Here is a 25,893-nt window from a genome sequence, read left to right on the forward strand (position 1 = left end):
TCACCGCAGGTCCGCGGTGACCTCGCCGCCGCACAGGGTGAGCAGGACCGGAGTCGAGCGCAACGCCGCGCCGGACAGTCGGGTCGGGTCGTCGGGCACAACCACCAGGTCGGCCGAGTCCCCGACCGCGACCACCCCGCCGGTGGACGTCGAGGCGGCCAGAGCCGACTCGACCGAGATCGCCTCCTGCGCCTGCCACGACTCGCGCCCGTCGCGGTAGCGGTCGACGGCGGCCGCCAACGACACCCACGGGTCCAGCGGCGCCACCGGTGCGTCGGACCCGAGCGCGAGCGGGACGCCGGCCCGGGCCAGCGATCCGACGACGAACGCGCGGTTTTCACGTCCCGCCCAGTGCCGCTCGGCGACGTCGCGGTCGTCCATCGCGTGCTCGGGCTGGATGCTGGCGACCATCCCGAGCCGGGCCATGCGTGCCACGTCGGCTTCGGTGACGAGCTGGGCGTGCTCGATCGACCCCCTGCAGCCGACAGCTTGGACGGCGTCGAGCGCGACCGTCAGGGCACGGTCGCCGATGGCGTGGATCGCCGGGACGAACCCCGCCTCGCCGCCGCGCACCAGTAGTTCCTCGAGCTCCTCCGGCGCCAGCGAGGGCCGACCGAACCCGTCGGTGCCCGGATAGGGGTCGTGGCACCAGGCGGTTCTTGTGTTCAGGGACCCGTCGGCCACGATCTTCAGCGGGCCGACCTCGACACGCCCGGCGGCGTCGAGCGGACGGCCTGTGCGCATCCCCCGCGCCACCTCGGCGTCGAGCTGGTCCGGGTAGACCCCCGCGCGGACGCGGACCGGTGGCCGTCCCGCCAACGCTCGGCGCTCCCAGGCGGGCACGGCACCGTCCATCTCGAGGTCGACGACCCCGACCACGCCCCGGGCGGCCGCTGCCCGGGCCGCGTCGTGGACCCAGCGGTCCATGGTCGTGGTGTCCACCCGCGAGACGACCCGGTTGACGGCGAACGCCTCGTCCTCGCGCAGCACTCCCGTGGAGGCACCCTCGACTCCCAGGACCGACATCGCGGCGCAGTTCATCCACGTGCAGTGCAGGTCACCGCTGATCAGGACGACCGGCCGGTCGGCGTCGATCAAGGTGGCGTGCGGTACGTCCGGCCAGAGCCCGTCCCGGAACCCGTAGCCGACGAGCAGCTCGGCGGCACCCAGCTCGGCGGGCGGATCGGCCAACGCGGCCTGCACGACGGCGGCCGCCTCGGCAGCGCTGCCGGTCCCGGACAGGTCGAGCCTGCGCCGGGCCAGGGCCCACTGCTCCATGTGGACGTGGTGGTCCCACAGTCCGGGCATCAGGGTGGCGCCGTCGCAGTCGATCCGTTCGGCGTCGCGCACCTGTCCCGGCGCTGTGAACCGCTCTACCCGGCCACCGGCGAGGACGACGTCGCGCATCGCGTCACCGCGGCCGTGGACGCGGACCCTGCCGAGCACGAGCCGCTCGGTGGCCGGGCGTCCCGCGTGGCTCACTCGGCCCCCTCGGCGTCGCGGGGCAGGGCCGGCACCCGCGCCATCTCCGCCGCGAGCGCCGGGTTGGCGTACGGACCGTCATGGTGCAGGGCGTCCTGGATGCGCTCGCGCACCTGGGGCGCCTTGTTCTGGCTGAGCTTGAGCCGGGCGTCGAACCGCGACACCCGCATGCGCAGCCCGACGGTGCCGCGGGCGGCCCCGCGGGAGAAGGTGGGGTCGGCCGAGAGGCTGCGCGGGTGTGCCACGTGTCGCTCGAAGGTGTCGACCAGCCGGGACAGCGTGGCGTAGTTCTCCTCGGGGTCGAGGATCTCCGGCACGCCGTACAGGTGGGCGGTGACGTGGTTCCACGTCGGGATCAGCGAAGCGTCGCCGTACCAGCTCGGCGAGACGTACCCGTGCGGCCCTTGGACGACGATCAGCATCTCGTGCGAGCCCAGCTCGAGCAGCTCGTCGTCGGGTCGGCCCACATGACTCAGCACGGTGAGCTCGTCGGCCTGCTCGTCCAGCAGGATCGGGTAGTGCGAGGCCACGATGCCCTGCGAGGTCGCCGACACGAAGGTCGCCCACGGGTTGTCGCGGACCAGGCGGCGGATTTCCTCGACGTCGTCCAGGACGTAGTGCGGGGTGTGTCGCATGCGGTTCCTCCGTGGTCAGCCCGCCAGCCGCGCGGTGGCGCGACGAGACCGGGCGGGGTCGGGCACAGGTGCGGCATCCAGCAGACGCCGCGTGTAGTCCTCGGTCGGCCGGGTCAGCACGTCGACCCGGGGACCCGTCTCCACGAGGCGCCCCTGGTGCATGACGGCGACCTGGTCGGCGAGCTCGTCGACCACCGCGAGGTCGTGGCTGATGAACAAGCAGGCGAAGCGCAGCTCGCGCTGGATGCGGCGGAACAGGTCGAGCACCGTGGCCTGCACCGACACGTCCAGGGCGCTGGTGGGTTCGTCCGCGACCAGCAGCACCGGGTCCAGGGCGATGGCCCGAGCGATGGCGACGCGCTGACGCTGACCGCCCGAGAGCTCGTGCGGGAACCGCCCCGCCCAGGGCCCTGGCAGTTCGACGGCGTCGAGCAGCTCGCCGACCCGTCGGTCCAGCGCCGCCCCACGCATCCGCCGGTGCACACGCAGCGGTTCACCGACCGCCTCACCGATCGTATGCCGCGGGTCGAGCGCGCCGAGCGGGTTCTGGAACACCACACCGATGCGTCGGCGCAGCGTACGCAGCGTCCGCCGGGGCGAGTCGACCGCATCCACCCCGTCGACGACGACCGAACCGGAGTGCACCGGGGCGAGCCCCGTGATCGCCTTGCCGATCGTCGACTTCCCGGACCCCGACTCCCCCACGAGCGCGAGCACGCTGCCCGAGGCGATCTCCAGATCGACACCGTCCACGGCCCGGGTCGTCCGCCGTCGGCGCTGGTACTCCACGACCAGTCCCTCCACCGAGAGCACGGCACCGGCCGCCTCGGGTTCGGGCCGGTGCGTGGCCTCCAACCGCGGGACCGCGGCGAGGAGCTCACGGGTGTAGGTGGCCCGTGGGGTGGCGAACAGGGAGCCGACGTCCTGGGTCTCCACGACCACCCCGTGCCGCATGACGACGACACGGTCGGCGACATCGGCGACCACACCCATGTCGTGGGTGATGAGCAGGACGGCCACGCCAGCCGTGTCACGCAGCCGCAGCAGCACGTCGAGGATCTCTCGCTGCACGGTGACGTCGAGCGCCGTGGTCGGCTCGTCGGCGATGAGCACCTCGGGGTCGCAGGCCAGGGCCATGGCGATCACGACCCGCTGGGCCTGGCCGCCGGAAAGCTGGTGCGGGTAGGCACGCACGCGGGACTCCGGCTCGGGGACGTCGACCAGGCGGAGCAGGTCCACGGCCCGGGCTCGACGCTCGGCGGGCGACATCTCTGGCCGGTGCCGGCGCAGCACCTCGCGGATCTGGAAACCGACGGTGAAGACCGGGTCCAGCGACCCGAACGGGTCCTGGAACACCATGGCCACCCGGCGCCCCCGCACCGACGCCAGCTGCGCCGCGTCCGCACCGACGAGCTCCGTGCCCGCTAGCCGGATGCTGCCCGACGTGCGGGCGTTCGGCGGCAGCAGACCGAGCACGCTCATCGCGGTCACCGACTTGCCCGACCCGGACTCGCCGACGACGGCGACGACCTCGCCGACGCCGACGTCCAGCGAGACGTCGCGCACGGCGGGCACCACCGTGCCGTCGGAGGTGTGAAAATCGACGGTCAGTCCGTCGATCGAGAGCACGGGCGGGGTCATGGCAGCTCCTCAGGGTCGGTCCCCGCCTCGACCTGGTCGCGGTACGCGTACCAGTCCTCCAGCATCTTGCGGTGGTACCCCTCCAACCAGGTCATGTAGCGGTTCGCATTGGTCAGCCGGGTGTGCGGGCCCTCGCGCCGACCCGCCTCCATCTGCAGCCCGGACCGGATCACGGCCGCCATGCGGCGCAGGTACTCCCGCTCTCCCGCCAGGAACGCACCCCAGACGTCGTCTTCCACCCTGAAGTAGTGGCGCCGCTCCCCCGGCACGGTGTGGCGGACGATGAAGCCGACGGTCACCAGGGCGCGCGTCGACATCGAGATGGCACCCGCGCTGGCGTGGAGCAGTCGGGCGATCCGTGCCGACGACATGAACGGCTCGTCGGAGATCAGCAGCAGACCCAGGACCCTTCCGTCCATCCGGGCACCGTTCTGCGCCTCCCAGGCGGAGGCGAAGTTCTCGATGAACTCGAGCCGCTCGGCGTCGAGGGCATCAGACGCCGGGGGCACGGCGCCGTCGTCAGGCTGGTCGGAGGAACGCACGTCGTCGGTCGTCATAGCGACATTCTCCCGAGCCTCGCGCCGGGATCCTCGGAGGCCAACGCCGCGCGGTAGGTCTCCATGGGCCACGCCGTCATGGCACCGAGCCTGACGGCCGCGACCACCCCGTCGCGGTCCCGCTCGACGGCCACGGCCTCGCCCGTGGCGCCGAAGCCAGGCACGGGCTCGAGCACGAGCCGGTCCTTCGGTGCCAGCAGACGCTGATGAGCCGCGGCTGGCTCCGGCTGGCGGGGGTCGACCACGTGCAGGATCCCGCCGAGGTCGACGACGTCGTTCACCCCCCACAGGTTGGCGTACCGGCCGACCGGCGCGTCCACGGGCACCGGGCCGGACTCCTCGGCAGCAGCCTGCAACGCCAGGTCGACGATCTGGACGACCCCGGTGGCGATCGGGTCCGCGGGACCGTCGATGGCATTGGTCAGGGCGCTGACGACCAGCCCGTCGTCGGGGTCGATCCAGGTCCGCGTGATGTGCCCCGGATATCCGCCGGAGTGCCCCACCAGCTCGCGCTCGCCGATCCGGCGACGATCGAGCCCGAGCCCGTAGCGGCCGATCTCCCGGCCCCGCGCCTCGACGACCGACTCCGTGCGCTGCATGAGCCGCTTGCTGGAGTCTGCCAGCAGAGACTCGTCGCCGAGCACGTGCGCCGACCCGAAGACGGCCATCTCGCGCGCCGTGGAGTACCAGCCGGTGGCCGCCGCGAGCGCTCGGGTGTCGACGTGCTGGATCACGCGCCGTCCGTCGTCGTGCGCTGTCCGTCCGGTGTGCCCGGCGGCGTACTCGGCGGCTCGGTCGGCGTCGTACTCGGGCCCACTGCGCCGCAGGCCGAGCGGACCGACGATCATCTCGTCCGAGACCTTGGTGTACGACAGGCCGGTCACGCGCTCGATGACGAGACCGAGGAGCCCGTAGGCCACGTTGGAGTACTTGAAGGTGTGGTTCGGCGCGTAGACGATCCCCTCGCGCCTCACTACCTCGAGCAGCTCGTCGCGGTCGAGGAACGGCCGGTTCCGCTGCCAGAAATCACCGTCGGACGAGTCGCGGATCACGCCGCCCTGGTGGCCCAGCAGCTCACGGACGGTGAGTTCGGCGGCCTCCGTCCCGGCGAGGTCGGCGACCAGCTCCCCGAGCCGGTCGTCGAGGCGCAGCAGGTCCGACTCCACGAGCCGCATGACGATCACCGCGGTAAAGGTCTTGGAGTGCGAGGCGACGCGGAACAGGTGCTCGGTGGTCAAGGGCTCGTCGGTCTCCACGTTCGCAAGCCCCCAGGCGACGTCGAGCAGGATCTCACCGCGGTGCGCCACCGCGAGCTGCAGGCCCGGTGCACCGCGATAGTCGGCGTGGAAGGTGGCCCACTCGGCGAGGTAGGGCGCGATGCTGCGCAGGACGGCGTCGGGTGCGGCACTCATGAACGTCCCTTCGGATCGAGGGCGTCACGCAGGATGTCGCCGAGCATGATGAGGCTGACGACCGTGACGGTTAGGAACAGGCTGGGGAAGACCAGTGTGTGGGGGGCGATCTGGAAGTACGTCTGGGCGGTGGACAGCTGCAGGCCCCAGGAGATGGTCGGCTGGACCAGCCCGACCCCCAGGAAGGTCAAGGTCGACTCCGCGACGATGACGCCCCCGACCATGGTCGTGGCGATCGCCAGCACCGGACCGAGCGAGTTCGGCAGCACGTGCCCCAGCACGATCCGGGTGTGCGAGAAGCCCAGTGCGTGCGCCGCCTGGACGAACTCCGCCTCCCGCACGGACCGGACGGACCCGCGGACGAGCCGTGCGAGCGTGGGCCACGAGAAGAACGCCAGGACGACAGCGACGAGCAGCGGTGTGCGCTCGGGCGCGCTGTTCAGCACCACGATGGCGCCGAGCAGGAACGGGAAGCCGAGGAACACGTCGGTCAGACGTGCGATCACCCGGTCTGCCGGACCACCGAAGTAGCCGGCCACGGTGCCGAGCACCAGGGCGACGACCAGGCAGAGCGCCGTCGTCGTCAGCCCGATGAACAGGGACGTCCGGGTGCCGAAGAGCACGTTGGCCAGGACGTCGCATCCCTGGATGTCGGTGCCGAACGGATGCCCGTCACCGGGCGGCTGCCCGGACAGGGACAGGTCGCACGCCCGGGGATCCGGCTGGCCGAACAGCGCGGCGATCTGCCCCGGGAACGCGGCGACGAGGAGCAGCAGTCCGAGCGCGGCCAGCGAGGTCCAGAACAGCGGACGACGGCGGACGGTGGGCCAGACCCCTCGGGCGGCGACGACAGGGGCTTCGGTGGCGGCGATGTGCTCACTCATGACGGATCCTCGGGTCGAGCAGGGAGGACAGCACGTCGACCAGCACGCTGGTGACGAGGAAGACGACGATCAACGCGGTGGTGACGCCGACGACGGTGGGACCCTCGTGGGTGCGGATGGACTCGAAGAGCAGCTGGCCGATGCCCGGCAGGTTGAAGATCCCCTCGATCACCACGGTGCCCCCGAGGAGGTAGCCCAGCTCGATCGCGAGGAACGTCAGCACCGGCGCGGCCGAGTTGCGCATGACATGCACGCCGACGATGTCGTGCCGCGGAATGCCCTTGGCGACGAGCGTCCGCACGAAGTCGCTGCGCATGGTGTCGGCGACGCTGCCACGCATGAGCCGTGACACGCTCGACAGCCCGTACAGCGCGACGATCGCCGCGGGAAGCACGTATGAGGCCGGCCATCCTTCGGAGGTGCCCGCGATCGGGAACCACCCGAGCTCGAGGCCGAAGACGAGCTGGGCGGAGACGCCGAGCACGAACACCGGGATCGAGGTCGCCAGCACCGTGCCCAGGAGGACGCCGCGGTCGAGGACGCTCCCGCGGCGCAGACCCGCAGCCAGTCCGAGCAGGACGCCGACGATCATCTCGAGCACCCACGCACTGAGCGCCAGCGTGATGGTCACCGGCCAGCGCGACGCCATCGCCTCCGACACCGGGCGGCCGGTGAACGTGGTGCCGAGGTCCCCGGTGACCACGCCGCCGAGGTAGTGCAGGTACTGCTGCCACAGCGGCTGGTCCAGGTGGTACTCGGCCCGCAGCTGCGCGACGACGTTCTCCGGGAGCGGCCGGTCGCCACCGAGTGCCGCGATCGGGTCGCCGGGCAGGGTGAACACCATCGCATACACGATGAAGGTGACGCCGAGGAAGACGATGACGAGCTCGACGACCCGTCTCGAGAGGAACCGGATCATGGCCGGCCCCGCTCGCGCACGGCAGCCGCAGCGACGAGGACCGTGCTGGCGTACTGCACGGCCACCAACCGTTCGATCGGCCAGGTCGTCAACCCCGTGACCGAGCTCGCCTCGGCGTACCAGTCCTCGAGGTGGCGGTCGAGCTCGTCGCGGGCGGCGCGCACTTGCGGGGTCGCGGTCCCTGCCACGACTTCCGCGGTGAGCGCCCGGTGGAGCATGGAGCCGTAACGGAGGCGGAAGCAGCGCACGAGGTCCCCGTTGGAGAACACCTCCGCGACGGTGGCGTTGCGCCTCGGGTCGACCGTCGCGGCGCGGTCCCGCTCCGTCTGGCCGGCGCGGGCCATGTGGGGCACGAAGACCTCGCTGGCCCGCCGCAGCGGCGAGTCGATCTGCATGTGCGGGCGCGCCCGGTCCAAGGCGTCGGTCAGCACGGCGCCGAGCTCGGTGAGGTCGTCGGCCTTGCGCCGCAGGACCTCGGAGTACGGCACCCCGGCGTCACTGACGTCGTCGGAGTCTGCGTGCGACCAGTACGGCAGCTCGGCGACGAAGGTCACGCTGCCGTACGGGGCCACGTAGTCGGCCAGTCCCCCGCCGCTGACGTGACCGGACGGGTCGATCCCCTGCGCGATGAGCCAGTCGTGGGTGCTGGCACTGCTCAGGGTGCGGAAGACCCCCGGCGCGTGCGGGACGGCCTCGGGGGTCTCGGGCTCACCGCGATCCAGCGGGAGGCCGAGCCGAGCGGGCAGCTCTTGCAGCGCGGCGACGACGCCGTCGACGTCGCGGTCCAGGTAGTAGTACACGCCACCGAGCTCGCCGTTGTGCAACCCGACGACCATGGCCGGTCGCAGCCGGTCCACGAGGCGAGCCACGGCGACGGCCTCCGGGATCGACCGGTCGAAGTAGGCGGAGCCGTGGTCCAGAGGGAACGACCACTCCACCTGCTCGTCGGGCGCGGGGCGGTAGAAGCCTCGGGCGTAGTGGACCCGGTCACCAGGGTCGGCGAACCAGGACTCGTTGAGCCGTGCGCCGTCCGGGTCGATGCAGGGCACCACGTGCCACCTGGCACCCGCGGACGCTGCGGGGCCGGCCCCACCGGCCAGATCGTCCAGGAGCTGCAGCGCGGTGTGGAAGCCGATGGGCTCGTTGGGATGCACGCCACCGATGACCAGCACGTCGGGTCCGGAGCCGACGACGTACTCGTGCAACGGCTCGCCGAGCCGACTGGTGCCGATCCGGCGACGTCCGACCACGTCCGGGTGGGCGGCGGCGATCCGGTCCGCGCGCTCGACGATCTCGTCGACGCTCGGGAAGCGGTGCTGCGGCGCGAAGCCCCGGACGTGGGCCAGGACGTCGTGCAGGTCTTGGCGGGGTCCCGCGGACGGGGCGGCGGGCCGGTCCTTCGTGGTGTCGATGGGTGCCACGGGCGCTCTTCCTGTCGGCGGGGCCCGCGCCCGGTGTGGACGCGGGCCCCGCGAGGGGTGCGGGACGTCAGTCGGCGAGGACGATGTGCGTCAGCCTCGGGTTACCGATCGGTGAGGTGACCAGCTCGTCGACCTTGTCGCTGGTCACGTAGCCGTAGGTCTCGAAGAACAGCGGCGGGGCCGGGAAGTCCTCGACGATGAGCTCCTGGACCGCGGCGTATGACTCCCCGCCGTCGTCCGGCGCGGCGTCGGCCGCGGCGATCGCCTCCGCGACGTCGTCCGGGTAGGACGGCACGCAGTTGGTGCAGCCACCCGTCTCCAGGAAGAGCTCACGCATCGTGGCCTGCTGGCTCGGGTAGAGCGCACCCCAGCGGGAGAAGAACGGCCCGTCGATGCCCGCGTTGGTGCGCACCTCGAGGAACTCGGCCCAGTCAGCGGTGGGTGTCGCGACGGCGTCCACGCCGAGGTTCTGCCGCAGGTTGTTGGCGATCGCGTTGTAGAACTCGTCGAGCCCGCTGCCGCCGGGGTAGGTGATCTCCATCGTGCCCACGAAGCCACCGGCCTCCTCGAGCAGGGCCGCCGCCTCGTCGGGCCGGTACTCGCAGTACTGCCCGCAGATGCCCTCGGGCGTCCCGGGCTCGATCGCCGGGGTGAACGCGGTCGCGGGCTCGTACTGGCCGCCGTAGATGACGTCGTTGATGGTCTCGCGGTCGATCGCCATCGAGATCGCCTGACGCACCCGCACGTCGTCGTAGCGCTCGTCCCACAGGGGCAGGCCGAGGAACGAGATTCCCGGAGCCTCGAAGGAGTACACCTGGTCGCCGAAGTCGTCGGCGGCCTGGGTCATCCGGCTGGTGGGCAGCGAGGCGACGTCGACGTTGCCGGCGAGCGCGTCGGTGTAGGCGGTGACGTTGTCCGTGTACGGCACGAAGGTGATCTGGTCCGTCGTCGGGGCCACACCGGCGTAGTCGGCGTAGGTCGTGACGACGAACGGCTCGTCCTCGACGTAGTCGTCGGTCAGCTCGAACGGGCCGTTGCCGATCGGGTGGGTGTTGTAGGCGTCCAGGTCTTCCAGCGAGTCCGACGGCATCGGGTAGAGAGCCGTCTGCGCCTGGCTGAGCTGGAGCGGGAACTGGCTGTCCGGGCCCTCGAGCTCGACCTCGAACGTCAGGTCGTCGATAACCGTCAGCCCGGACATCTCCTCGGTACCAGGCTCGCCCTCAGCGGGGTTGAGGTCGTCGTAGCCCTGGACCGCGGCCAGCTGACCGGAGTTCTCGAACGCGTTGGGGCCGTAGGCGACGGTGTTCCAGGTGTCGACGTAGTCCTGCGCCGTCACTGGCGAGCCGTCGTGGAACGTCCATCCGTCCCGCAGTGTGATGGTCCAGGTCTGCTGGTCCTCGCTCTCGACGGACTCGGCCTGGACGTAGGTGAGTTCACCGTCCAGCTCGAGGAACGTCAGCGGGGCCCAGACGGCCATCGCGAAGTCGAACGCCACGCTCTGCCGGCCGGGGATCAGCAGGTCGGGGTCCGTGACGGCCATGGAGAACGACCCGCCGCCGTCCTCGGCCACCGAGCTGCTCTCGGCCGAGCTGGTCTCGCCCGAGTCCGTCGACCCGCAGGCCGACAGCGTGAGGGCAGTGGCGATCGTGATGGTCGCGAGTCTGGTGCGCCGGGTTCTCATCGAGCCTCCTCGGTGGTGGACGGACGGGCTGCCGCGTCTCTGTGACGAGGAGTCAACGGGGAACACGACGGGTGCCACAAGAGGGTTCTCTCAGAAGTTTCACAACGTCATGAAACTTAAACATGCTGGAAACAGGCCCCGTCTCGCCCGCCGGACGGCGAAACCTGGTGGCCACGTACGCTTGGGCAGTGAACGCACCCCTCGTCCTGCTCGACCTCGACGGCACCCTCATGGACTCCGCCCCCGGCATCACGTCCTCGGTCGCCCACGCCTACCGCGCGCTCGGGATCCCCGTGCCCGACGACGCCACGCTGCGCACGTTCGTCGGCCCGCCGATCACCGACTCCTTCCCCGACCACGGGGTCCCGCCCGAGCGCACCGCCGAGGCGGTGGCGGCCTACCGGGAGGCGTTCACCGCCGGCGGCATGTTCGACAACGCGGTGTTCGACGGTGTCCCGGACGTGCTGCGCGCACTGCGGGACGCCGGGTGCACGCTGCTCGTGGCGACCAGCAAGCCGGAGGTCTACGCGAAGCCGATCTGCGACCGGTTCGGGATCAGCGACCTGGTCGACGGCGTCCACGGCGCCCCGCTGGACGAAGGCACCTCCACCAAGGCGGACGTGATCGCGGCGGCGTTGGCCGCACAGGGGCGCCGCTCCCCCGTCGAACCGGCCGAGGGCCCGGTCCTCATGGTCGGCGACCGCGAGCACGACGTGCACGGCGCGGCCGTCCACGGCGTCGACTGCCTCGGGGTGTCGTGGGGCTACGCCCCGCCCGGCGAGCTCGAGCGGGCCGGCGCGGTCGCCGTCGTCGACGAGGTCCCCGCACTGGCTCCCGCGGTCCGTGAGCTCCTCAGCGCCGCCTTGTGAGCCCACGGCTTCCGTCGGAGACTCGTCGGAGGACGACGGGAGGGCATCCATGACCGAACGCCCGGAGACGCTGGTCATCGGCGCAGGTCAGGCCGGACTGTCCACGGCATACCATCTCCAGGCTCGGGGACGCGAGGCTCTCGTCGTCGACGCGTCCGACCGCGTCGGCGACACCTGGCGTCGTCACTACGACTCGCTGCGGCTCTTCACCCCGCGACGCATCATCGGGCTGCCGGGCTCACCGTTCCCCGGCGACCGGAAGTCCGTACCCACCAAGGACGAGGTGGCCGACTACCTGGCCGCCTACGCCGCGCGGCACGGGCTGGCGGTGCGCACCGGCGTGACCGTCGAGCGCGTCGTCCGCCACGACGACGGGTTCCGCGCCGACACGACGGACGGGCCGATCCACGCGGATCACGTCGTCGTCGCGACGGGCAAGGCGTGGCACCCCCGGGTGCCGTCGTTCGCGTCCGAGCTCGGCGACGACATCGTCCAGCTGCACTCCGCGGACTACCAGCGCCCGAGCCAGCTGTCCGCCGGACGGGTGCTGGTGGTGGGCGCGGCGGTGTCCGGCGGGGACATCGCCGTCGAGACCTCCCGGACCCACCCGACCACGCTGTGCGGAAGGGTCACCGGCCACATGCCCTTCCGCAGCAACGGTCCCCTGACACCGCTCATCCCGTTCATCGGCAATCGTCTGCTCAGCATGCGGAGTCCGCTGGGGCGGCGGTACCGGGCAGCGGAGCGCGACCACGGCCAGCCGCTGCCGGTCGAGCTGGTCCGATCGATCCGGGGGATACCCGACGACCGTCTCGAGTGGACCGATGACCGTGTCGTGGGGGTGCAGGACGGGCTGCCGATGACGGCGTCGGGCCGGGTCCTGGACGTGGCGAACGTCATCTGGTGCACGGGATACCGGCACGACTACACGTGGATCGAGCCACTCGTCACCGACGACGCCGGGTGGCCGGAGCAGGTCGACGGGGCAGCCACGGGGAGCCCGGGGCTCTTCTTCGTCGGTCTGCCGTTCCAGTCCGCCTACGGCTCCGGATTCCTGTACGGCGTCGGGCGCGATGCCGCGAAGGTCGCCGCGCAGATCGATCGGGGCGTGTGAGCCCACGGTCCCGGCCTGCCTGGCCGGCAAGTTGCCTACCTCGCCGGGAAGTTGCCTACCTCGCGCAACGGTTGCCTACCTCGCAGAGAGGTTGCCTACCTCGCGGAGAGGTTGCCTACCTCGACGCCCGGCCCTGCCTCGAGGGCCGGCCCGGGATCGGGCGCGCCGCCCCGGCCGGGCACGACGAAGGCCCCGGAACCCTCGCGGGGTTCCGGGGCCTTCGGTGTCAGGCGGTGCCGCTCGCGCGGTCAGCGCGTCACGCGGGGAATCACTCCGCGCCGGCCTGCATCTGCCCGGTAGGCGGCAGGTCCTTGACCGAGACGCCGGACGGCGACTCCAGCGCCGCCGCGGCACCGACGGTGACCGGGCCACGGTCGTGCTCGGACTTGGGGACCCCGCGGAAGGTGAACTCCCCCAGGATGCCCTCGCCCTCGCCGTCGACGACGACCATCTCGCCCTGCTTGAGGTCGCCGAACAGGATCTTCTCGGACAGCGCGTCCTCGATCTCGCGCTGGATGGCCCGCTTGAGCGGCCGCGCACCGAGGACCGGGTCGTAGCCCTTCTCGGCGAGCAGCTTCTTGGCGGCCTGCGTGAGCTCGATCGCCATGTCCTTGTCGCGCAGCCGGCGGTCCAGCTTGGCGATCTCGAGGTCGACGATCTCGATGATCTCCTGCTCGGACAGCTGCGGGAAGACGATCATGTCGTCGACTCGGTTGAGGAACTCCGGCCGGAAGTGCTGCTTGAGCTCCTCGTTGACCTTGGCCTTCATCCGCTCGTACGACGTCACCAGGTCGCCGCCGGCGTTGAAGCCGGTCTGGACGCCCTTGGCGATGTCCCGGGTACCGAGGTTCGTCGTCATGATGATGACGGTGTTCTTGAAGTCGACCACACGACCCTGGGAGTCGGTGAGGCGACCGTCCTCGAGCACCTGCAGCAGCGAGTTGAAGATGTCGGCGTGCGCCTTCTCCACCTCGTCGAACAGCACGACGGAGAACGGACGACGGCGGACCTTCTCGGTGAGCTGGCCGCCCTCGTCGTAGCCGACGTAGCCGGGGGGCGAGCCGAACAGCCGCGAGACCGTGTGCTTCTCCGAGAACTCGGACATGTCGAGCTGGATGAGCGCGTCCTCGTCGCCGAAGAGGAACTCGGCGAGCGCCTTGGCCAGCTCGGTCTTCCCGACGCCGGTGGGGCCGGCGAAGATGAACGAACCACCGGGACGCTTCGGGTCCTTCAGGCCGGCGCGGGTGCGACGGATGGCCTGCGACAGCGCCTTGATCGCCGCGTCCTGACCGACGACGCGCTTGTGCAGCTCGTCCTCCATGTGCAGGAGCTTGGAGGACTCCTCCTCGGTCAGCTTGACCACCGGGATACCGGTGGACATCGCCAGCACCTCGGCGATCAGCTCGTCGTCGACCTCCGCGACCGTGTCGAGATCGCCCGACTTCCAGGCCTTCTCCTTGTCGGCACGCTTCTGCGTGAGCTGCTTCTCCGTGTCACGCAGGCCCGCGGCCTTCTCGAAGTCCTGCTCGTCGATCGCCGACTCCTTCTCGCGGCGCGCCTCGGCGATCTCCTCGTCGAGCTCCTTGAGCTCCGGCGGGGCCGTCATGCGGCGGATGCGCAGGCGCGCGCCCGCCTCGTCGATGAGGTCGATCGCCTTGTCCGGCAGGTAGCGGTCGTTGATGTACCGGTCGGCGAGCTGGGCCGCGGAGACCAGCGCGGAGTCCGTGATGGACACGCGGTGGTGCGCCTCGTACCGGTCGCGCAGGCCCTTGAGGATCTCGATGGCGTGCTCCATCGAGGGCTCGTTGACCTGGATCGGCTGGAAGCGGCGCTCCAGGGCCGGGTCCTTCTCGACGTGCTTGCGGTACTCGTCGAGCGTGGTGGCGCCGATGGTCTGCAGCTCGCCGCGGGCCAGCATCGGCTTGAGGATGCTGGCCGCGTCGATCGCACCCTCGGCGGCACCCGCCCCGACGAGGGTGTGGATCTCGTCGATGAACAGGATGATGTCGCCGCGGGTACGGATCTCCTTGAGCACCTTCTTGAGGCGCTCCTCGAAGTCACCGCGGTAGCGCGACCCGGCGACGAGCGCGCCGAGGTCGAGCGTGTAGAGCTGCTTGTCCTTCAGCGTCTCGGGCACGTCGCCGCGCACGATGTCCGCCGCGAGGCCCTCGACGACGGCCGTCTTGCCGACGCCGGGCTCGCCGATGAGGACCGGGTTGTTCTTGGTGCGGCGGCTCAGCACCTGCATGACGCGCTCGATCTCCTGCGTCCGGCCGATGACCGGGTCGAGCTTGCCCTCGCGGGCCGCCTGGGTCAGGTTGCGGCCGAACTGGTCCAGCACGGCGGAACCCGACGGCTGGCCCTCCTGCGGGCTGCCCGCGGCGACCGGCTCCTTGCCCTGGTAGCCGGACAGGAGCTGGATGACCTGCTGGCGCACCTTGTTCAGGTCGGCGCCCATCTTGGTCAGCACCTGGGCAGCCACGCCCTCGCCCTCGCGGATGAGGCCGAGGAGGATGTGCTCAGTGCCGATGTAGTTGTGGCCGAGCTGCAGCGCCTCGCGCAGCGACAGCTCCAGCACCTTCTTGGCGCGCGGCGTGAACGGGATGTGCCCGCTCGGGGCCTGCTGGCCCTCGCCGATGATCTCGGTGACCTGCGCGCGGACACCGTCCAGGGAGATGCCCAGGGACTCGAGCGCCTTGGCCGCCACGCCCTCACCCTCGTGGATGAGGCCGAGGAGGATGTGCTCGGTCCCGATGTAGTTGTGGTTGAGCATCCGCGCTTCTTCTTGAGCGAGGACGACGACCCGACGGGCTCGGTCCGTGAATCTCTCGAACATGTGCTGCTCCTCATGCGGGCGGCATTCCTGCACCCCGTCGGTGTGACGGCGACAGCCTGACCGCTACGACTCTATTCGCTCCCAACTCGACCGAGGGCCTCCGAATGCCCGTGTTCGCCAGGGGCGTGACGGCGTGGCCCGTTGCCGACTCCGGCCGGCGGGGGAAAGGTAAGGGCAAGCGGCCACACGCACCGGGAGGTCCACATGGACGACGTCGGACGGGACGCAGGGCACGAGGACACCGGCCGGGATGCTGCGCCGGCGGAGGAGCAGGCCGGGGAGGTCGATCCCCGGATGGCGCGGTTCTCCGGCCGTGTCGGGGAGGTCGACGACCCGCTGACCTGGGGCCTCGACCTCGAGGACGAGGCGCTGACCGGGTGCGAGGACGATGCCGACCCGACGTCGGACCGGTTCGTCCGCTCCTACCGCACCGTCGCCGGGGAGTCGCTGGAGGTGGAGACGCTCCGTACCCCGGTGTCGGAGGACGCGGTGGAGGACGTCGTCCGGGCCGCGGCCAGCGGTGCCCTCGCCGCACCGCTGCACGCCGACATCGCGGCACCGGTCGAGCCGGACGCCGAACCGGCCCCCCGGCCGGGCCGGGACTTCGCCGACGACTTCGCGGACTACCGCAGCGCGATGCGGGCGATCGTCACCGAGGTCGACGAGGTCGACCTGCGCCGCGCCCCCTACGCGGTCGACGGCCGGTCGACGGCCGCGACCTGGGTGCAGGTGCGCGACGTGGTGGCCGTGCACGTGGCGACGCCCGGACGCGGCCTCGTCGTGACGGGTCCGGCCGACCTCGTGGACCGGATCACCGTGCTCACGCGCCCGATCCGGTCCCTGCTGCAGCCGCCCGAGCGCCGCTGACCCTCCGCCGCCGCACGCACGACGTGGTGCCGGGACGCGTCGTCGTGCCTGGTCACGGTGACCGTCCTACGGTGGATCCATGGACGGCATCGTGGTCGGGGTCAACGGTTCGGTCGAGGCGGACGAGGCGCTGGACTGGGCCGTCGCGGAGGCACGGACGGCGGGCCTGCCGCTCGTCGTCGTGATGGTCGCGCACGAGCGGGACGACGACGCGCTCGGCGAGGTGCTCGCCACGCGGCGCGCGGAGGCCGAGGAGATCGTGGGCCGTGCGCGGGAACGCCACGGCGGCGACCTGGACGCGGAGATCACCGTGGTGCACGGGCCCGCTCCCGAGGGGCTGATGGCCGCGGCCGACGACGCGGACATGCTCGTGCTGGGCCGGCGGCAGCGGAACCGTCTGGGGCGTCGGCTGCTCGGCTCGGTCTCGACCTCGGTGGTCGAGCACGCGCGCATCCCGGTGACGGTCGTGCGCCGCCCGGAGGACGGCGACCAGAGCGGTCCCGAGCAGCCGTCCGACGAGACGCGGGTGGTCGCAGGAGTCGACACGTCCGGTCACTCGGTGGCGGCGCTGCGGCACGCCGGGGCGGTGGCGGCCCGCCGGGACGCGGTGCTGGAGCCGGTGTTCGCCTGGCAGATCACGACGCTCGCGCCGCTGCCGGGATCCTGGGGCTGGGCGCCGCCGATCGACGACTACGAGAACTTCGCCCGGGAACGTCTGGAGGACGTGATCCGGTCGGTCGAGCTCCCGCTGCCGCCGGACCGGATCAGGCCGCGGGTCGTGCACGGGCAGGCCGCGAAGGTCCTCATCGAGGCCTCCGCGGGTGCCGACCGGATCGTGGTCGGCACCCGCGGGCTCGGCGGTTTCGACCGCCTGGTGCTGGGCTCGACGGCCCGGCAGGTGCTCGACTACTCGAGCAGTCCCGTGACGGTCCTCAACGGGTGACCTCGGCGGCCTCGACGTCGTCCTTGCCGGGGTCGGGGCGACCCCGGTCGTCGCGCATGAGGACCATCGCGATCACCGTGACGGTGACGACCACGACGCCCATGACGATGTAGGACGCGCTGAAGCCGATGGCGTCGTAGGACAGACCGAAGAGCCAGGAGAAGATGAACACGCCGGCGGCCTTCGACATGCTGAAGCCGATCATGTAGGCGCTGGCCGAGATCTTCACGTCGAACATGCGGGTGATGTACTTCATCACCGATACCAGCATGAGCGGCATCTCGATCGCCGCGAGCAGGCGCCAGAGGACCAGCATCTCGGTGTTGACGATGAACGCCGAGCCGAGCACCCGGATCACGAGCACGCCGGCGAAGGCGACGAGTCCCCACTTGGCGCCGATCCGGTTGATGAGGAACGGCATCGCGATCATCACCGCGGCCTCGAGCAGGATCTGGACGAAGACCACGCGGGAGAACAGGACCTGCGGGTCCGCGACCGCGGTGGCGTGCTCGGCGAAGTAGATCGGGAACTGCTGGTCGAAGACGTCGTACAACGCGGCGGTGCCGAACATGAGCACCATGAAGCCGACGAAGGAGCGGTCCTTGAGCAGGGTGCGGAACGCACTGCGGTCGACGGCGTCCTTCGTCGCGTCGGCGCCACCGTCGGCCGCGAGCGCCGTGTATCCGGCGTCGCCCGGCTTCGGGGTGCGCATCACCAGCAGCAGGGCGCCGAGGACGACCGCCGAGAACGTCGCGGCCCACCAGATGTTGTCCGGGTTGGAGGCCCAGATGAAGCCGCCGACCAGCGAGGCGGTCGCCCCGGCCAGGGAGCCGAACAACCGCACGTGGCCGTACTCGAAGCCGTTGGCGCGGGAGCTGCGCTCGTTGAACGTCTCGACGACGCTCACCCCGGCGTTGAGCACCAGGGCGAGGAACGCTCCGGCCACGACCGCCCCGAGCACCTGGTTCGTCTCGACGATCGGCAGGAAGACGAAGGCGAAGAACGGCCCCATGAGCGCGCCGCACACGACGACGAAGGCGAAGAGGTGCTTGCGGAAGCCCAGCCTGTCCTGGATGTAGCCGTACGGCGGCTGCAGGGCGAACGCGACCAGCGCGATGACCGAGAAGACGAGGCCGATGTTGCCGCTCGTCATCCCGGCCTCCTCCTCGAGCCAGAGGCTGAGGAAGGTCATGACGAGCTGCCAGATGGCGAAGTAGAAGAAGAACAGCCCGCCGATGTTCCAGAAGACCGGCTTCTTCAGCGAGTGCAGGGCGCCGTGACGGACCGGACGCTGGTCGACGACGGGTTCGGCGGTGCTCACAGCGCTGCCTCCTCCAGGTCGTGCGCCAGACCGGAGGGCGGCAGCACCTCGGTCGTGGTGGGGGTCGGTCGGGTGTCGGGCACCGGGGTGCCCCAGACCGGGTTGCCGTCGGCGTCGAAGGGCAGGACCTGGGCCCGGGCGTGCCGGTTGGGGTCCCACAGCGGGTCGCCGACGATCTCGGTGTAGTCACGGGCGTGGTAGACCAGCACGGTCTCGCCGTCGGGCGTCTCGGTGAACGAGTTGTGCCCCGGGCCGTACTGCCCGACCGACGGGTCGGAGACGAAGACCGGCTCGGTGGACTTGGTCCACGAGGCCGGGTCGAGCAGGTCCGCGTCGGCGTCGGCCGTCAGGACGCCCATGGCGTAGTCGATGCCGGTCGCGGAGCCGGAGTAGGTGAGGAACAGGCGACCGCCGCGGATCAGGACGGACGGGCCCTCGTTGACCCAGAAACCCTTGATCTCCCAGTCGAGCTCGGGCCGGGTGAGCTCCACGGCCGGCGTGGCGAGCGTCCAGGGGTTCGCCATCCGCGCGATGTAGAGGTTCGAGTGCCCGTAGACCTCGAGGTCCTCCTGGGCCCACACGAGGTACTGCTCCCCGTGCAGGACGAACGTCGTGGCGTCCAGCGCGAACGACTCCCAGCCGGTGTCGACCTGGCCGCGCTCGACCCACTCCCCCGTCAGCGGGTCGTCGGCCGTGCACTCGAGGACGAAGACCCGGTGGTTGAAGGTCTCGTTCTCGCTGGGGGCGTCGACCGTGCCGTGGCCGACCGGTGCGGCGGCGTAGTAGATGTACCAGGCGTCGTCGACGCGGTGGATCTCCGGCGCCCAGATGAGGTGCGACTGCGGACCGGTGGCGTGCTTGGTCCAGATCGTCGCCTCCTCCGCCGCCTGCAGGTCCTCCAGCCGCGCGGCGCGGCGCAGCACGATCCGGTCGTAGGCCGGGTACGAGCCGGTGAAGTAGTACTGGCCGTCGTGGCGCAGTACGTGGGGGTCCGCGCGCTGCAACACGATCGGGTTGGGCGCGACCTGAGCGTGGTCCGTCATCGGTGCTCCTCGGGGGTGGCGACACGGGGGCGGACCGTCCGTTGGTCGACTCCCGTCCACGTCAGGGTAAACGATGTAATACATCGTTGGAAACCCTATGCCGCCGAGACGCGCACCGCTGACCAGCGGCGACGCGACGGGTGATGGACATCACCGGTCCGAGGCGCCCTCGTGCGCGGCGTCGGGGGTCCGGGCCACACTGTCACCATGTCCTCCACGACCACCCCCGCCGGCCTGCTCCTGACGCCCGGAGCGGGCGCCGACCGTGAGCACCAGACGCTGCGCGCCGTCGAGGACCACCTGGCTGCCCTGGATCCGCCGCTGCCCGTGACCCGGGTCGACTTCCCGTACCGGATCGCGGGCCGGCGCGCCCCCGACCGGCCGTCCGTCGCCGTCCCGCACGTCCGCACCGAGGCCGAGGCCTTCGCCGACCGGCTCGGGGTCACGACGGACCGCCTGCTGCTCGGCGGGCGGTCCTACGGCGGACGGATGTGCTCGATGGCCGTCGCCGAGGGACTGCCCGCCGCCGGGCTCGTCCTGCTGAGCTACCCGCTGCACCCGCCCGGCAAGCCGTCGACGCTGCGCGTCGACCACTTCGGGCACCTCGACGTCCCGGTGCTGTTCGTCTCCGGGGACAAGGACCCGTTCGGCCGTCCCGAGGAGCTCGCCGAGCACGCCGCGGCGATCCCGGGACCCGTCACGCAGGTGACACTGGCCGGCGCCCACGACGTCAAGGCCGTCGACGACGTCGCCCGGACCGTCGCCGACTGGGTCGCCACGTGGGCCGGATGAACGCGACGGGCGGAGCCCTGCTCAGGACTCCTCGTCCCCTCGCACCGGCCGGACGGCGACGTAGCGATGCAGGTCGCGGTCTCGCCCCGAGCTCACCCGACGCCGGGGCAGCCGGCCCGTGAAGAGGTAGCCGCATCGCTCCGCCGTCCGGGCCGAGGCGACGTTCCACGGTTCGACGGACAGCTCGACCAGGATCAGCCCCGGTACGGTCCACGCGAACCGGGTGAGGGCGTTCAGCGCATCGGCCGCCAGTCCCCTGCCGCGGGCGGCGGGAACGATCGCGTAGCCCGCCGAGGCGCGGCCCTCGCCGAGGTCACGCGTCCAGAGACCGCAGTGGCCGACGGCATCGCCGGTCGCGCGCTCCACCACCGAGCAGGAGAACCCGGACCCCTCGGTGTGCCGTGCCCGCTGACGATCCACCCACGCCAGCGCGGCGTCGGCGTCGGCGCGGAACGGCAACGACCCGTTCTGCGACACGTACGGGTCGGACGACAGCTCCCGGGCCATCGCGACGTCCCGCGTCGACACGGGACGGAGCTCGACGCGTCCCGCCGACGGCGGTACCGGCGGCCACGGCGGGAGCACGACGCGAGCCACGGCCCCAGCATGGCAGACGGCGGCAGGGTGCCGCCGTCGTGCCCGGTTCGCCTACGATGAGCCTCGCCGTCCGGCACGAGCCGGTCCCAGCGTCGGAAGGTTCCCGTGCGTCCCGTCCACCTCGTCTCTCGCGCCGTCGCGAGCATCGTGCTGGCCGGCGCCGCGGGCGGCCTCGCCGCCTCTGCCGCGGCCGCCGACGACGACCTCACCGTCACCGTCGACGGTGTCAGCTACCGCGACCGCGACCAGCGCGACCACGAGGACCGTGTCGGCTACTCGATCCGCAGCCTGCAGGGCTGGCGCTACGAGTGGCTGACCGAGCCGATGACGATGGGCCGGGCCGGGGACGTCGCCTTCAGCCAGGCGTCCGCGACCATGCCCGACGGATACTGCGTCGTCTACGTGCGGGTGCCCGGGGTGGGCGAGTGGCACGAGGACTCCGGCGGCGCCCGGTGCACCGGCGAGCGCACCTCGCAGCCGGCGGACCCCGAACCCTCCACCCCGAGCGCGCCGGACCCCACCGAGGATCCCGAGCCCGCACCGACGTCCGCCGAGCCGACCCCGGCCGAGGAGGACCCGACCCCGTCGCCGACGCCGTCACCGAGCGCCTCGCCGACGCCGACGCCGTCGCCGAGCCCGTCCCGCTCGGCGTCGCCGTCACCGTCGGCGTCACCGAGCCCGACGGCGTCCACCGCCTCGCCGTCCGCCGTCGCCGGCCCGAGCGACCCGACCGCGGGCGCGGCCGACCAGGACGGTGAGCCCGGCGACAGCGACCTGTGGAGCGCCCAGGAACGCCTGCTGGACGGGGACGCCTGGGCCGCCATCGGGCTCGGCCTGGCCGCCGTGGGCGTGGCCGTGGGCGGCGCCGTGGCCTGGCGGGCCCGGCACCTGACCGACTGAGGGTCAGCGCCCGCCGGCGGGCTCGGCGGGGTACTCCGCCGGGCGCTTGCCCAGCTCGACGGCGATCTCGCGCCGCTCGTCCAGGATGCCCGGACGCTCTTCGTCCCGCTGTCGCAACGCGTCGCGCTGGAGGTCGCCCGAGAGGTGGTCCCAGTACAGGACGCCGTCGAGGTGCTGGCTCTCGTGGATGAAGCACCGGGCGAGGTAGCCCGTGGCCTCGAGCTGCACCGGTCCCCCGTGCTGGTCGACGCCGCGCACGGTCGCGGCGGCGCGGCGCGCGAGCGGCTCGTAGGCGCCGGGGACCGACAGGCAGCCCTCGTCCTCGGTCACCAGCTCGGCCGAGCCGTCGACCGTCAGCTCGGGGTTGACCACGTGGCCCACGTGCCGGTCGCCCCGGTCGTCGGTCAGGTCGTAGACGAAGACGCGCAGGTCGACACCCACCTGGGGTGCCGCGAGACCGACGCCCTGGGCCACCTCCATCGTGGCGAACAGGTCGTCGACCAGCCGGGCCAGCTCCGGCGTCGAGAACGTCTCGACCGTCCGCGCCGGACTGTGCAGCACGGGCTCGCCGATCTCGGTGATCCGCAGCACGCGACCGCGACGGGCCTCCGGCGCCTGCGCCGGGTACGGATCGGCGGGCTCGCCGAGCAGATAGGTCGTCGGCCGCCGACGCCCGAAGGTCCACACCATGCCCCGAGAGTACCCGCGCCCACTACGGTGGCTCCATGCGTGCGCTCTGGGTGTACCTCGCGATCAGCCTCGGCCTGTCCTGGCTCGTCGCCCTGCCGCTGTGGCTCGGCGACGGCCTCGAGACGCCGCGGTTCACCCTCGTGGCCCTGGCGATGATGTGCACCCCGGCGCTGGCGGCGTTCGTCGTCGTCCGGTTCGTCGAGCGACGGCCCCTGGCGCGGTCCCTCGGCCTCGTCCCGGTCCGTCCCTGGGGTCGGTTCTTCGCCTGGATGGGCCTGGCCTTCCTCGTCCCGCTGCTCCTCGTGGCGGCGGCACTGGTCGTCGCGGCCGCGTTCGGCCTCTACACCACCGACCTCACCGGTTTCTCCGGCCTGCAGGAGACCATCGACGCGCAGTTCGCCGCCCTCGGGGTGACCGAGGAGCTCGAGTTCCCGATCGAGGTCCTGGTGGTCGCCCAGCTCGCCAACATCGTCGTCGGCTCGGTGATCAACCTCGTGCCGGCCCTGGGCGAGGAGATCGGCTGGCGCGGCTGGCTGCTGCCCCGTCTGACCGACCGGTACGGCGTCCTCGTCGCCGTCCTGCTCTCGGGCGTGATCTGGGGTGTCTGGCACGCGCCGCTGGTCCTGCTCGGCTACAACTACCCCGACGCGTCACCGCTGGTGGCGCTGGCGACCATGGTCGGCTTCTGCACCGTGACCGGTGCGGTCTTCTCGTGGCTGCGGATCCGCAGCGGCAACGTCTGGGCGCCCGCGCTGGCGCACGGGTCGCTCAACGCGGCCGCCGGGATGCACGTGCTGTTCGGCGCGGCCGGGACGTCGGTGGACACCACGCAGGCCACCATCCTGGGGTGGAGCGGCTGGATCGTCCCCCTGGTGCTCGTCGCCGTCCTGGCGGCGACGGGGCAGTTCCGACCGAGGCCCGCCGTCGTCCCCCCGACGTCGCAGGTCTCGACGGACGCCGCCTGACCGGTCCGTCGGTCACGTGACCGGACCGGACGGGTCGCATCAGTGCCGGAACGACTCCGTGTGGCTGGGGTCGTGCGGCATCCGGGTCTCGAGGCTCTCCAGGAAGTCCGTGGACCGGGCGAGATCGGCGAGGAAGAGCTCGGCCATGTCGCGCGACAGCCCGTTACGGACGACGACCCGCAGACCCGAGACGTCGCTGAGATGCTCCGGCAGAGAGTACGCCGGGAGCTGCCAGCCCCGTTCGCGCATCTTCGCCGAGACGTCGTAGACGGTGTAGTTGGTCACCTCCGGCTTGAGCCGGAACAGGAAGACCGGCAGCTGGGAGCCGTCGGACATCAGCTCGTAGGGCCCCGTCCGGGCGACCTCTCCCGACAGGAACAGGGCGGTGTCCCGCGCCGCCTGCTGGATCTGCCGGTATCCCTCCCGGCCGAGCCGGATGAGGTTGTAGTACTGGGCGATCACCTGCGCACCGGGCCGGGAGAAGTTCAGCGCGAAGGTCGGCATGTCCCCGCCGAGGTAGTTCACGTGGAACACCAGGTCCTCGGGCAGGTCCTCCGGGGTGCGCCAGACGACCCATCCGACACCGGGGAAGACCAGACCGTACTTGTGCCCCGAGGAGTTGATGGAGCGCACCCGCGGCACCCGGAAGTCCCAGCGCAGGTCCGGGTCGAGGAACGGCGCGACGAACCCGCCCGACGCCGCGTCCACGTGGATCGGGACGTCGGGACCACCCGAGGCGGCCAGCTCGTCGAGCGCCGTGGCGATCTCCTCCACCGGTTCGTAGGACCCGTCGAACGTCGACCCGAGGATGGCCACGACACCGATGGTGTTCTCGTCGCAGAGCTTGACGGCCTCCTCGGCGTTCAGCTGGAGGCGACCCTCCTCGATCGGCGCGTAGCGCGGCTCGACGTCCCAGTAGCGGCAGAACTTCTCCCACACGACCTGCACGTTGATCCCCATGACGAGGTTGGGGCGATCCGAGGACAGACCGGCGGTCCTCCGGCGCTCGCGCCACCGCCACTTCAGGGCGAGCCCGCCGAGCATGACGGCCTCGCTCGAGCCGGTCGTGGACGTGCCGGTGGCGTTCTCCCCCTCCGGGGTGTTCCACAGCTGCGCGATCATCCGGACGCAGCGGCCCTCGATCGCCGCCGTCTGCGGATACTCGTCCTTGTCGATCATGTTCTTGTCGGCGGTCTCGGCGAACAGCAGCCGGGCCTCGTCGTCCATGTACGTGGTGACGAAGGTGGCCAGGTTCTGGCGCGAGTTGCCGTCCAGCATCAGCTCGTCGTGGATCATGCTGTACGCCACCGGCGGGTCCATGCCGTCCTCCGGGATGACCTCGGACGGCATCCCGTGCGTCACCCGCGGTCGCGCGTACAGCGGAGCGATCGCGAGCCGCTCGAACTCCTGGAACTCTGACGAGTGGAGGGCCATGCCAGTCAGCATGGCCCTGGCGATTCCGGCTCGCACGACGCGAGCGCACGGAGCGGAGGTTGAGGTCTTGTCGTGGAGCCCGGGCGTCACCGCCCTGATCGTGGTCGCCGTCGGGATGGTCGCGGCCGGGATCACGCTGCTGGTCCGCCGCACGGCACGGGGACTGGGGACGGTCGACCCGGCGCCGTGGACCGCCACCCTGTCGTACGTGGCCACGGCCTACGGGATCGTCATCGGCTTCTCCATCCTCTACCTGTTCGGCGCGTTCGCCGACGCCCGCGGCGCGGTGGGCGACGAAGCCACCTCGATCGGGACGGCGTTCGAGGAGGCCGCGCTGTTCGACGACGCCGGCGCGGACGTCCGGCACGCCCTCATCTGCTACGCCGAGGCCGCCTCGGCCGACGACTGGCCGGCGATGCGCGAGGGGACGGCGGCCCCGGAGGTCGACGCCGCCTACGCGGATCTCGTGGCGTCGCTGGGGCAGGACGCGCCGGCACCGGAGGGAGCCTTCTACTCTGCCGCCGCGACGAACACCGTCGTGCAGATCGGGTCGATCTCGACGGCGCGGGAGACCCGCATCGTCACGGCCGCGACCAGCCTCCCGGTCCTGCTGTGGGGCCTGGTCCTGGGCGGTGGGCTGCTCGTCGTCGTGCTGCTCTTCGTGGTGACGCTGCCGAGCTCTCCGCGCACGCAGGCGGTCCTCGTCGGGCTCTCGACGACGTTCACGGCGGTGCTGGTCCTCCTGGTGATGGCGTTGAACAACCCCTTCGCGCCCGGACCGGGCCGGGTCTCACCGACGCTGATCGACGAGACCGTGGCCTCGATGACGCAGTCGGCGCCGGAGCTCGCCGACCTGCCGTGCCCGGCGGCGGGCGGCTCCTGATCCGGCG

Annotated in this window: 23 protein-coding genes; 8 read left to right on the plus strand and 15 right to left on the minus strand. The window is 71.5% G+C overall.

Annotation, left to right across the window (positions count from 1 at the left end; all coding sequences use genetic code 11):
- From V5O49_RS13350 to V5O49_RS13390, 9 genes are all read right to left on the minus strand, one after another.
- Nucleotides 1-1,482: an amidohydrolase gene (locus V5O49_RS13350; RefSeq protein WP_332902626.1), complete on the minus strand. Its 1,482-nt coding sequence runs from the start codon at nucleotides 1,480-1,482 to the stop codon at nucleotides 1-3.
- The gene (locus V5O49_RS13355) at nucleotides 1,479-2,117 is read right to left on the minus strand and encodes an FMN-binding negative transcriptional regulator (protein ID WP_332902627.1); all 639 of its coding nucleotides are present in this window, start codon (nucleotides 2,115-2,117) and stop codon (nucleotides 1,479-1,481) included. Before V5O49_RS13355 ends, V5O49_RS13350 begins: the two co-directional genes overlap by 4 nt.
- A gap of 15 nt (nucleotides 2,118-2,132) precedes the next feature.
- Nucleotides 2,133-3,758 (minus strand): ABC transporter ATP-binding protein, encoded by a 1,626-nt coding sequence (locus V5O49_RS13360; protein WP_332902628.1) that lies wholly within the window; start codon nucleotides 3,756-3,758, stop codon nucleotides 2,133-2,135.
- Nucleotides 3,755-4,315: a GbsR/MarR family transcriptional regulator gene (locus V5O49_RS13365; RefSeq protein ID WP_332902629.1), complete on the minus strand. Its 561-nt coding sequence runs from the start codon at nucleotides 4,313-4,315 to the stop codon at nucleotides 3,755-3,757. Before V5O49_RS13365 ends, V5O49_RS13360 begins: the two co-directional genes overlap by 4 nt.
- Entirely contained in the window at nucleotides 4,312-5,727 is a 1,416-nt protein-coding gene (locus V5O49_RS13370; RefSeq protein WP_332902630.1) for a serine hydrolase domain-containing protein, read from the minus strand. The genes V5O49_RS13365 and V5O49_RS13370 overlap by 4 nt, the downstream gene beginning before the upstream one ends.
- The gene (locus tag V5O49_RS13375; protein ID WP_332902631.1) at nucleotides 5,724-6,611 is read right to left on the minus strand and encodes an ABC transporter permease; all 888 of its coding nucleotides are present in this window, start codon (nucleotides 6,609-6,611) and stop codon (nucleotides 5,724-5,726) included. The genes V5O49_RS13370 and V5O49_RS13375 overlap by 4 nt, the downstream gene beginning before the upstream one ends.
- Nucleotides 6,604-7,530: an ABC transporter permease gene (locus V5O49_RS13380; protein WP_332902632.1), complete on the minus strand. Its 927-nt coding sequence runs from the start codon at nucleotides 7,528-7,530 to the stop codon at nucleotides 6,604-6,606. The genes V5O49_RS13375 and V5O49_RS13380 overlap by 8 nt, the downstream gene beginning before the upstream one ends.
- Complete coding sequence (locus tag V5O49_RS13385; protein WP_332902633.1) at nucleotides 7,527-8,951, minus strand: M14 family zinc carboxypeptidase; 1,425 nt, start codon at nucleotides 8,949-8,951, stop codon at nucleotides 7,527-7,529. The genes V5O49_RS13380 and V5O49_RS13385 overlap by 4 nt, the downstream gene beginning before the upstream one ends.
- Before the next feature lie 67 nt (nucleotides 8,952-9,018).
- On the minus strand, nucleotides 9,019-10,632 hold the full coding sequence (locus V5O49_RS13390) for a peptide ABC transporter substrate-binding protein (RefSeq protein WP_332902634.1): 1,614 nt from the start codon (nucleotides 10,630-10,632) through the stop codon (nucleotides 9,019-9,021).
- A gap of 188 nt (nucleotides 10,633-10,820) precedes the next feature.
- Between V5O49_RS13390 and V5O49_RS13395 the strand changes: the two genes are divergently transcribed.
- Nucleotides 10,821-11,501 (plus strand): HAD hydrolase-like protein, encoded by a 681-nt coding sequence (locus tag V5O49_RS13395; RefSeq protein WP_332902635.1) that lies wholly within the window; start codon nucleotides 10,821-10,823, stop codon nucleotides 11,499-11,501.
- Between the two features lie 49 nt (nucleotides 11,502-11,550).
- Complete coding sequence (locus V5O49_RS13400; protein ID WP_332902636.1) at nucleotides 11,551-12,615, plus strand: flavin-containing monooxygenase; 1,065 nt, start codon at nucleotides 11,551-11,553, stop codon at nucleotides 12,613-12,615.
- 268 nt (nucleotides 12,616-12,883) lie between these two features.
- Here V5O49_RS13400 and V5O49_RS13405 read toward each other — a convergent pair whose 3' ends face one another.
- The gene (locus tag V5O49_RS13405) at nucleotides 12,884-15,451 is read right to left on the minus strand and encodes an ATP-dependent Clp protease ATP-binding subunit (protein WP_332902637.1); all 2,568 of its coding nucleotides are present in this window, start codon (nucleotides 15,449-15,451) and stop codon (nucleotides 12,884-12,886) included.
- Nucleotides 15,452-15,655: 204 nt separating this feature from the next.
- Here V5O49_RS13405 and V5O49_RS13410 point away from each other — a divergent pair, with 204 nt between their 5' ends.
- Both V5O49_RS13410 and V5O49_RS13415 read left to right on the plus strand, forming a co-directional pair.
- The gene (locus tag V5O49_RS13410) at nucleotides 15,656-16,318 is read left to right on the plus strand and encodes a hypothetical protein (RefSeq protein ID WP_278236353.1); all 663 of its coding nucleotides are present in this window, start codon (nucleotides 15,656-15,658) and stop codon (nucleotides 16,316-16,318) included.
- A gap of 79 nt (nucleotides 16,319-16,397) precedes the next feature.
- Nucleotides 16,398-17,261 carry a universal stress protein gene (locus V5O49_RS13415; RefSeq protein ID WP_332902638.1) on the plus strand — a complete coding sequence of 288 codons (864 nt, stop codon included), beginning with the start codon at nucleotides 16,398-16,400 and terminating at the stop codon, nucleotides 17,259-17,261.
- Here V5O49_RS13415 and V5O49_RS13420 read toward each other — a convergent pair.
- Nucleotides 17,251-18,582: an oligosaccharide MFS transporter gene (locus tag V5O49_RS13420; RefSeq protein ID WP_332902639.1), complete on the minus strand. Its 1,332-nt coding sequence runs from the start codon at nucleotides 18,580-18,582 to the stop codon at nucleotides 17,251-17,253. The two genes, V5O49_RS13415 and V5O49_RS13420, sit on opposite strands and share 11 nt — an antisense overlap.
- The gene (locus tag V5O49_RS13425) at nucleotides 18,579-19,625 is read right to left on the minus strand and encodes a glycoside hydrolase family 43 protein (RefSeq protein WP_332902640.1); all 1,047 of its coding nucleotides are present in this window, start codon (nucleotides 19,623-19,625) and stop codon (nucleotides 18,579-18,581) included. Before V5O49_RS13425 ends, V5O49_RS13420 begins: the two co-directional genes overlap by 4 nt.
- Nucleotides 19,626-19,832: 207 nt before the next feature.
- Between V5O49_RS13425 and V5O49_RS13430 the strand changes: the two genes are divergently transcribed.
- Nucleotides 19,833-20,417, plus strand: a complete 585-nt coding sequence (locus V5O49_RS13430; protein WP_332902641.1) for an alpha/beta hydrolase family protein — start codon at nucleotides 19,833-19,835, stop codon at nucleotides 20,415-20,417.
- A gap of 21 nt (nucleotides 20,418-20,438) precedes the next feature.
- Here V5O49_RS13430 and V5O49_RS13435 read toward each other — a convergent pair whose 3' ends face one another.
- On the minus strand, nucleotides 20,439-21,014 hold the full coding sequence (locus V5O49_RS13435; RefSeq protein ID WP_332902642.1) for a GNAT family N-acetyltransferase: 576 nt from the start codon (nucleotides 21,012-21,014) through the stop codon (nucleotides 20,439-20,441).
- A 105-nt stretch (nucleotides 21,015-21,119) separates the two neighbouring features.
- On the opposite strand from V5O49_RS13435, the gene V5O49_RS13440 reads away from it, so the two are divergent.
- Nucleotides 21,120-21,914, plus strand: a complete 795-nt coding sequence (locus V5O49_RS13440; RefSeq protein WP_332902643.1) for a hypothetical protein — start codon at nucleotides 21,120-21,122, stop codon at nucleotides 21,912-21,914.
- Nucleotides 21,915-21,917: 3 nt separating this feature from the next.
- On the opposite strand, the gene def is transcribed toward V5O49_RS13440, so the two are convergent.
- On the minus strand, nucleotides 21,918-22,604 hold the full coding sequence (gene def / locus V5O49_RS13445) for a peptide deformylase (protein ID WP_332902644.1): 687 nt from the start codon (nucleotides 22,602-22,604) through the stop codon (nucleotides 21,918-21,920).
- Nucleotides 22,605-22,639: 35 nt separating this feature from the next.
- On the opposite strand from def, the gene V5O49_RS13450 reads away from it, so the two are divergent.
- A complete protein-coding gene (locus tag V5O49_RS13450) occupies nucleotides 22,640-23,569 on the plus strand; it encodes a CPBP family intramembrane glutamic endopeptidase (protein ID WP_332902645.1) in 930 nt (309 codons plus the stop codon).
- Nucleotides 23,570-23,608: 39 nt separating this feature from the next.
- On the opposite strand, the gene gad is transcribed toward V5O49_RS13450, so the two are convergent.
- Nucleotides 23,609-25,003 (minus strand): glutamate decarboxylase, encoded by a 1,395-nt coding sequence (gad, locus tag V5O49_RS13455; protein ID WP_332902646.1) that lies wholly within the window; start codon nucleotides 25,001-25,003, stop codon nucleotides 23,609-23,611.
- A 67-nt stretch (nucleotides 25,004-25,070) separates the two neighbouring features.
- Here gad and V5O49_RS13460 point away from each other — a divergent pair, with 67 nt between their 5' ends.
- Nucleotides 25,071-25,886, plus strand: coding sequence for a bestrophin-like domain (locus V5O49_RS13460; RefSeq protein WP_332902647.1), 816 nt, complete (start codon nucleotides 25,071-25,073; stop codon nucleotides 25,884-25,886).
- The last annotated feature ends 7 nt before the right edge of the window (nucleotides 25,887-25,893 follow it).

The organism is Isoptericola haloaureus, from assembly GCF_036689775.1.
Taxonomy (GTDB): domain Bacteria; phylum Actinomycetota; class Actinomycetes; order Actinomycetales; family Cellulomonadaceae; genus Isoptericola; species Isoptericola haloaureus.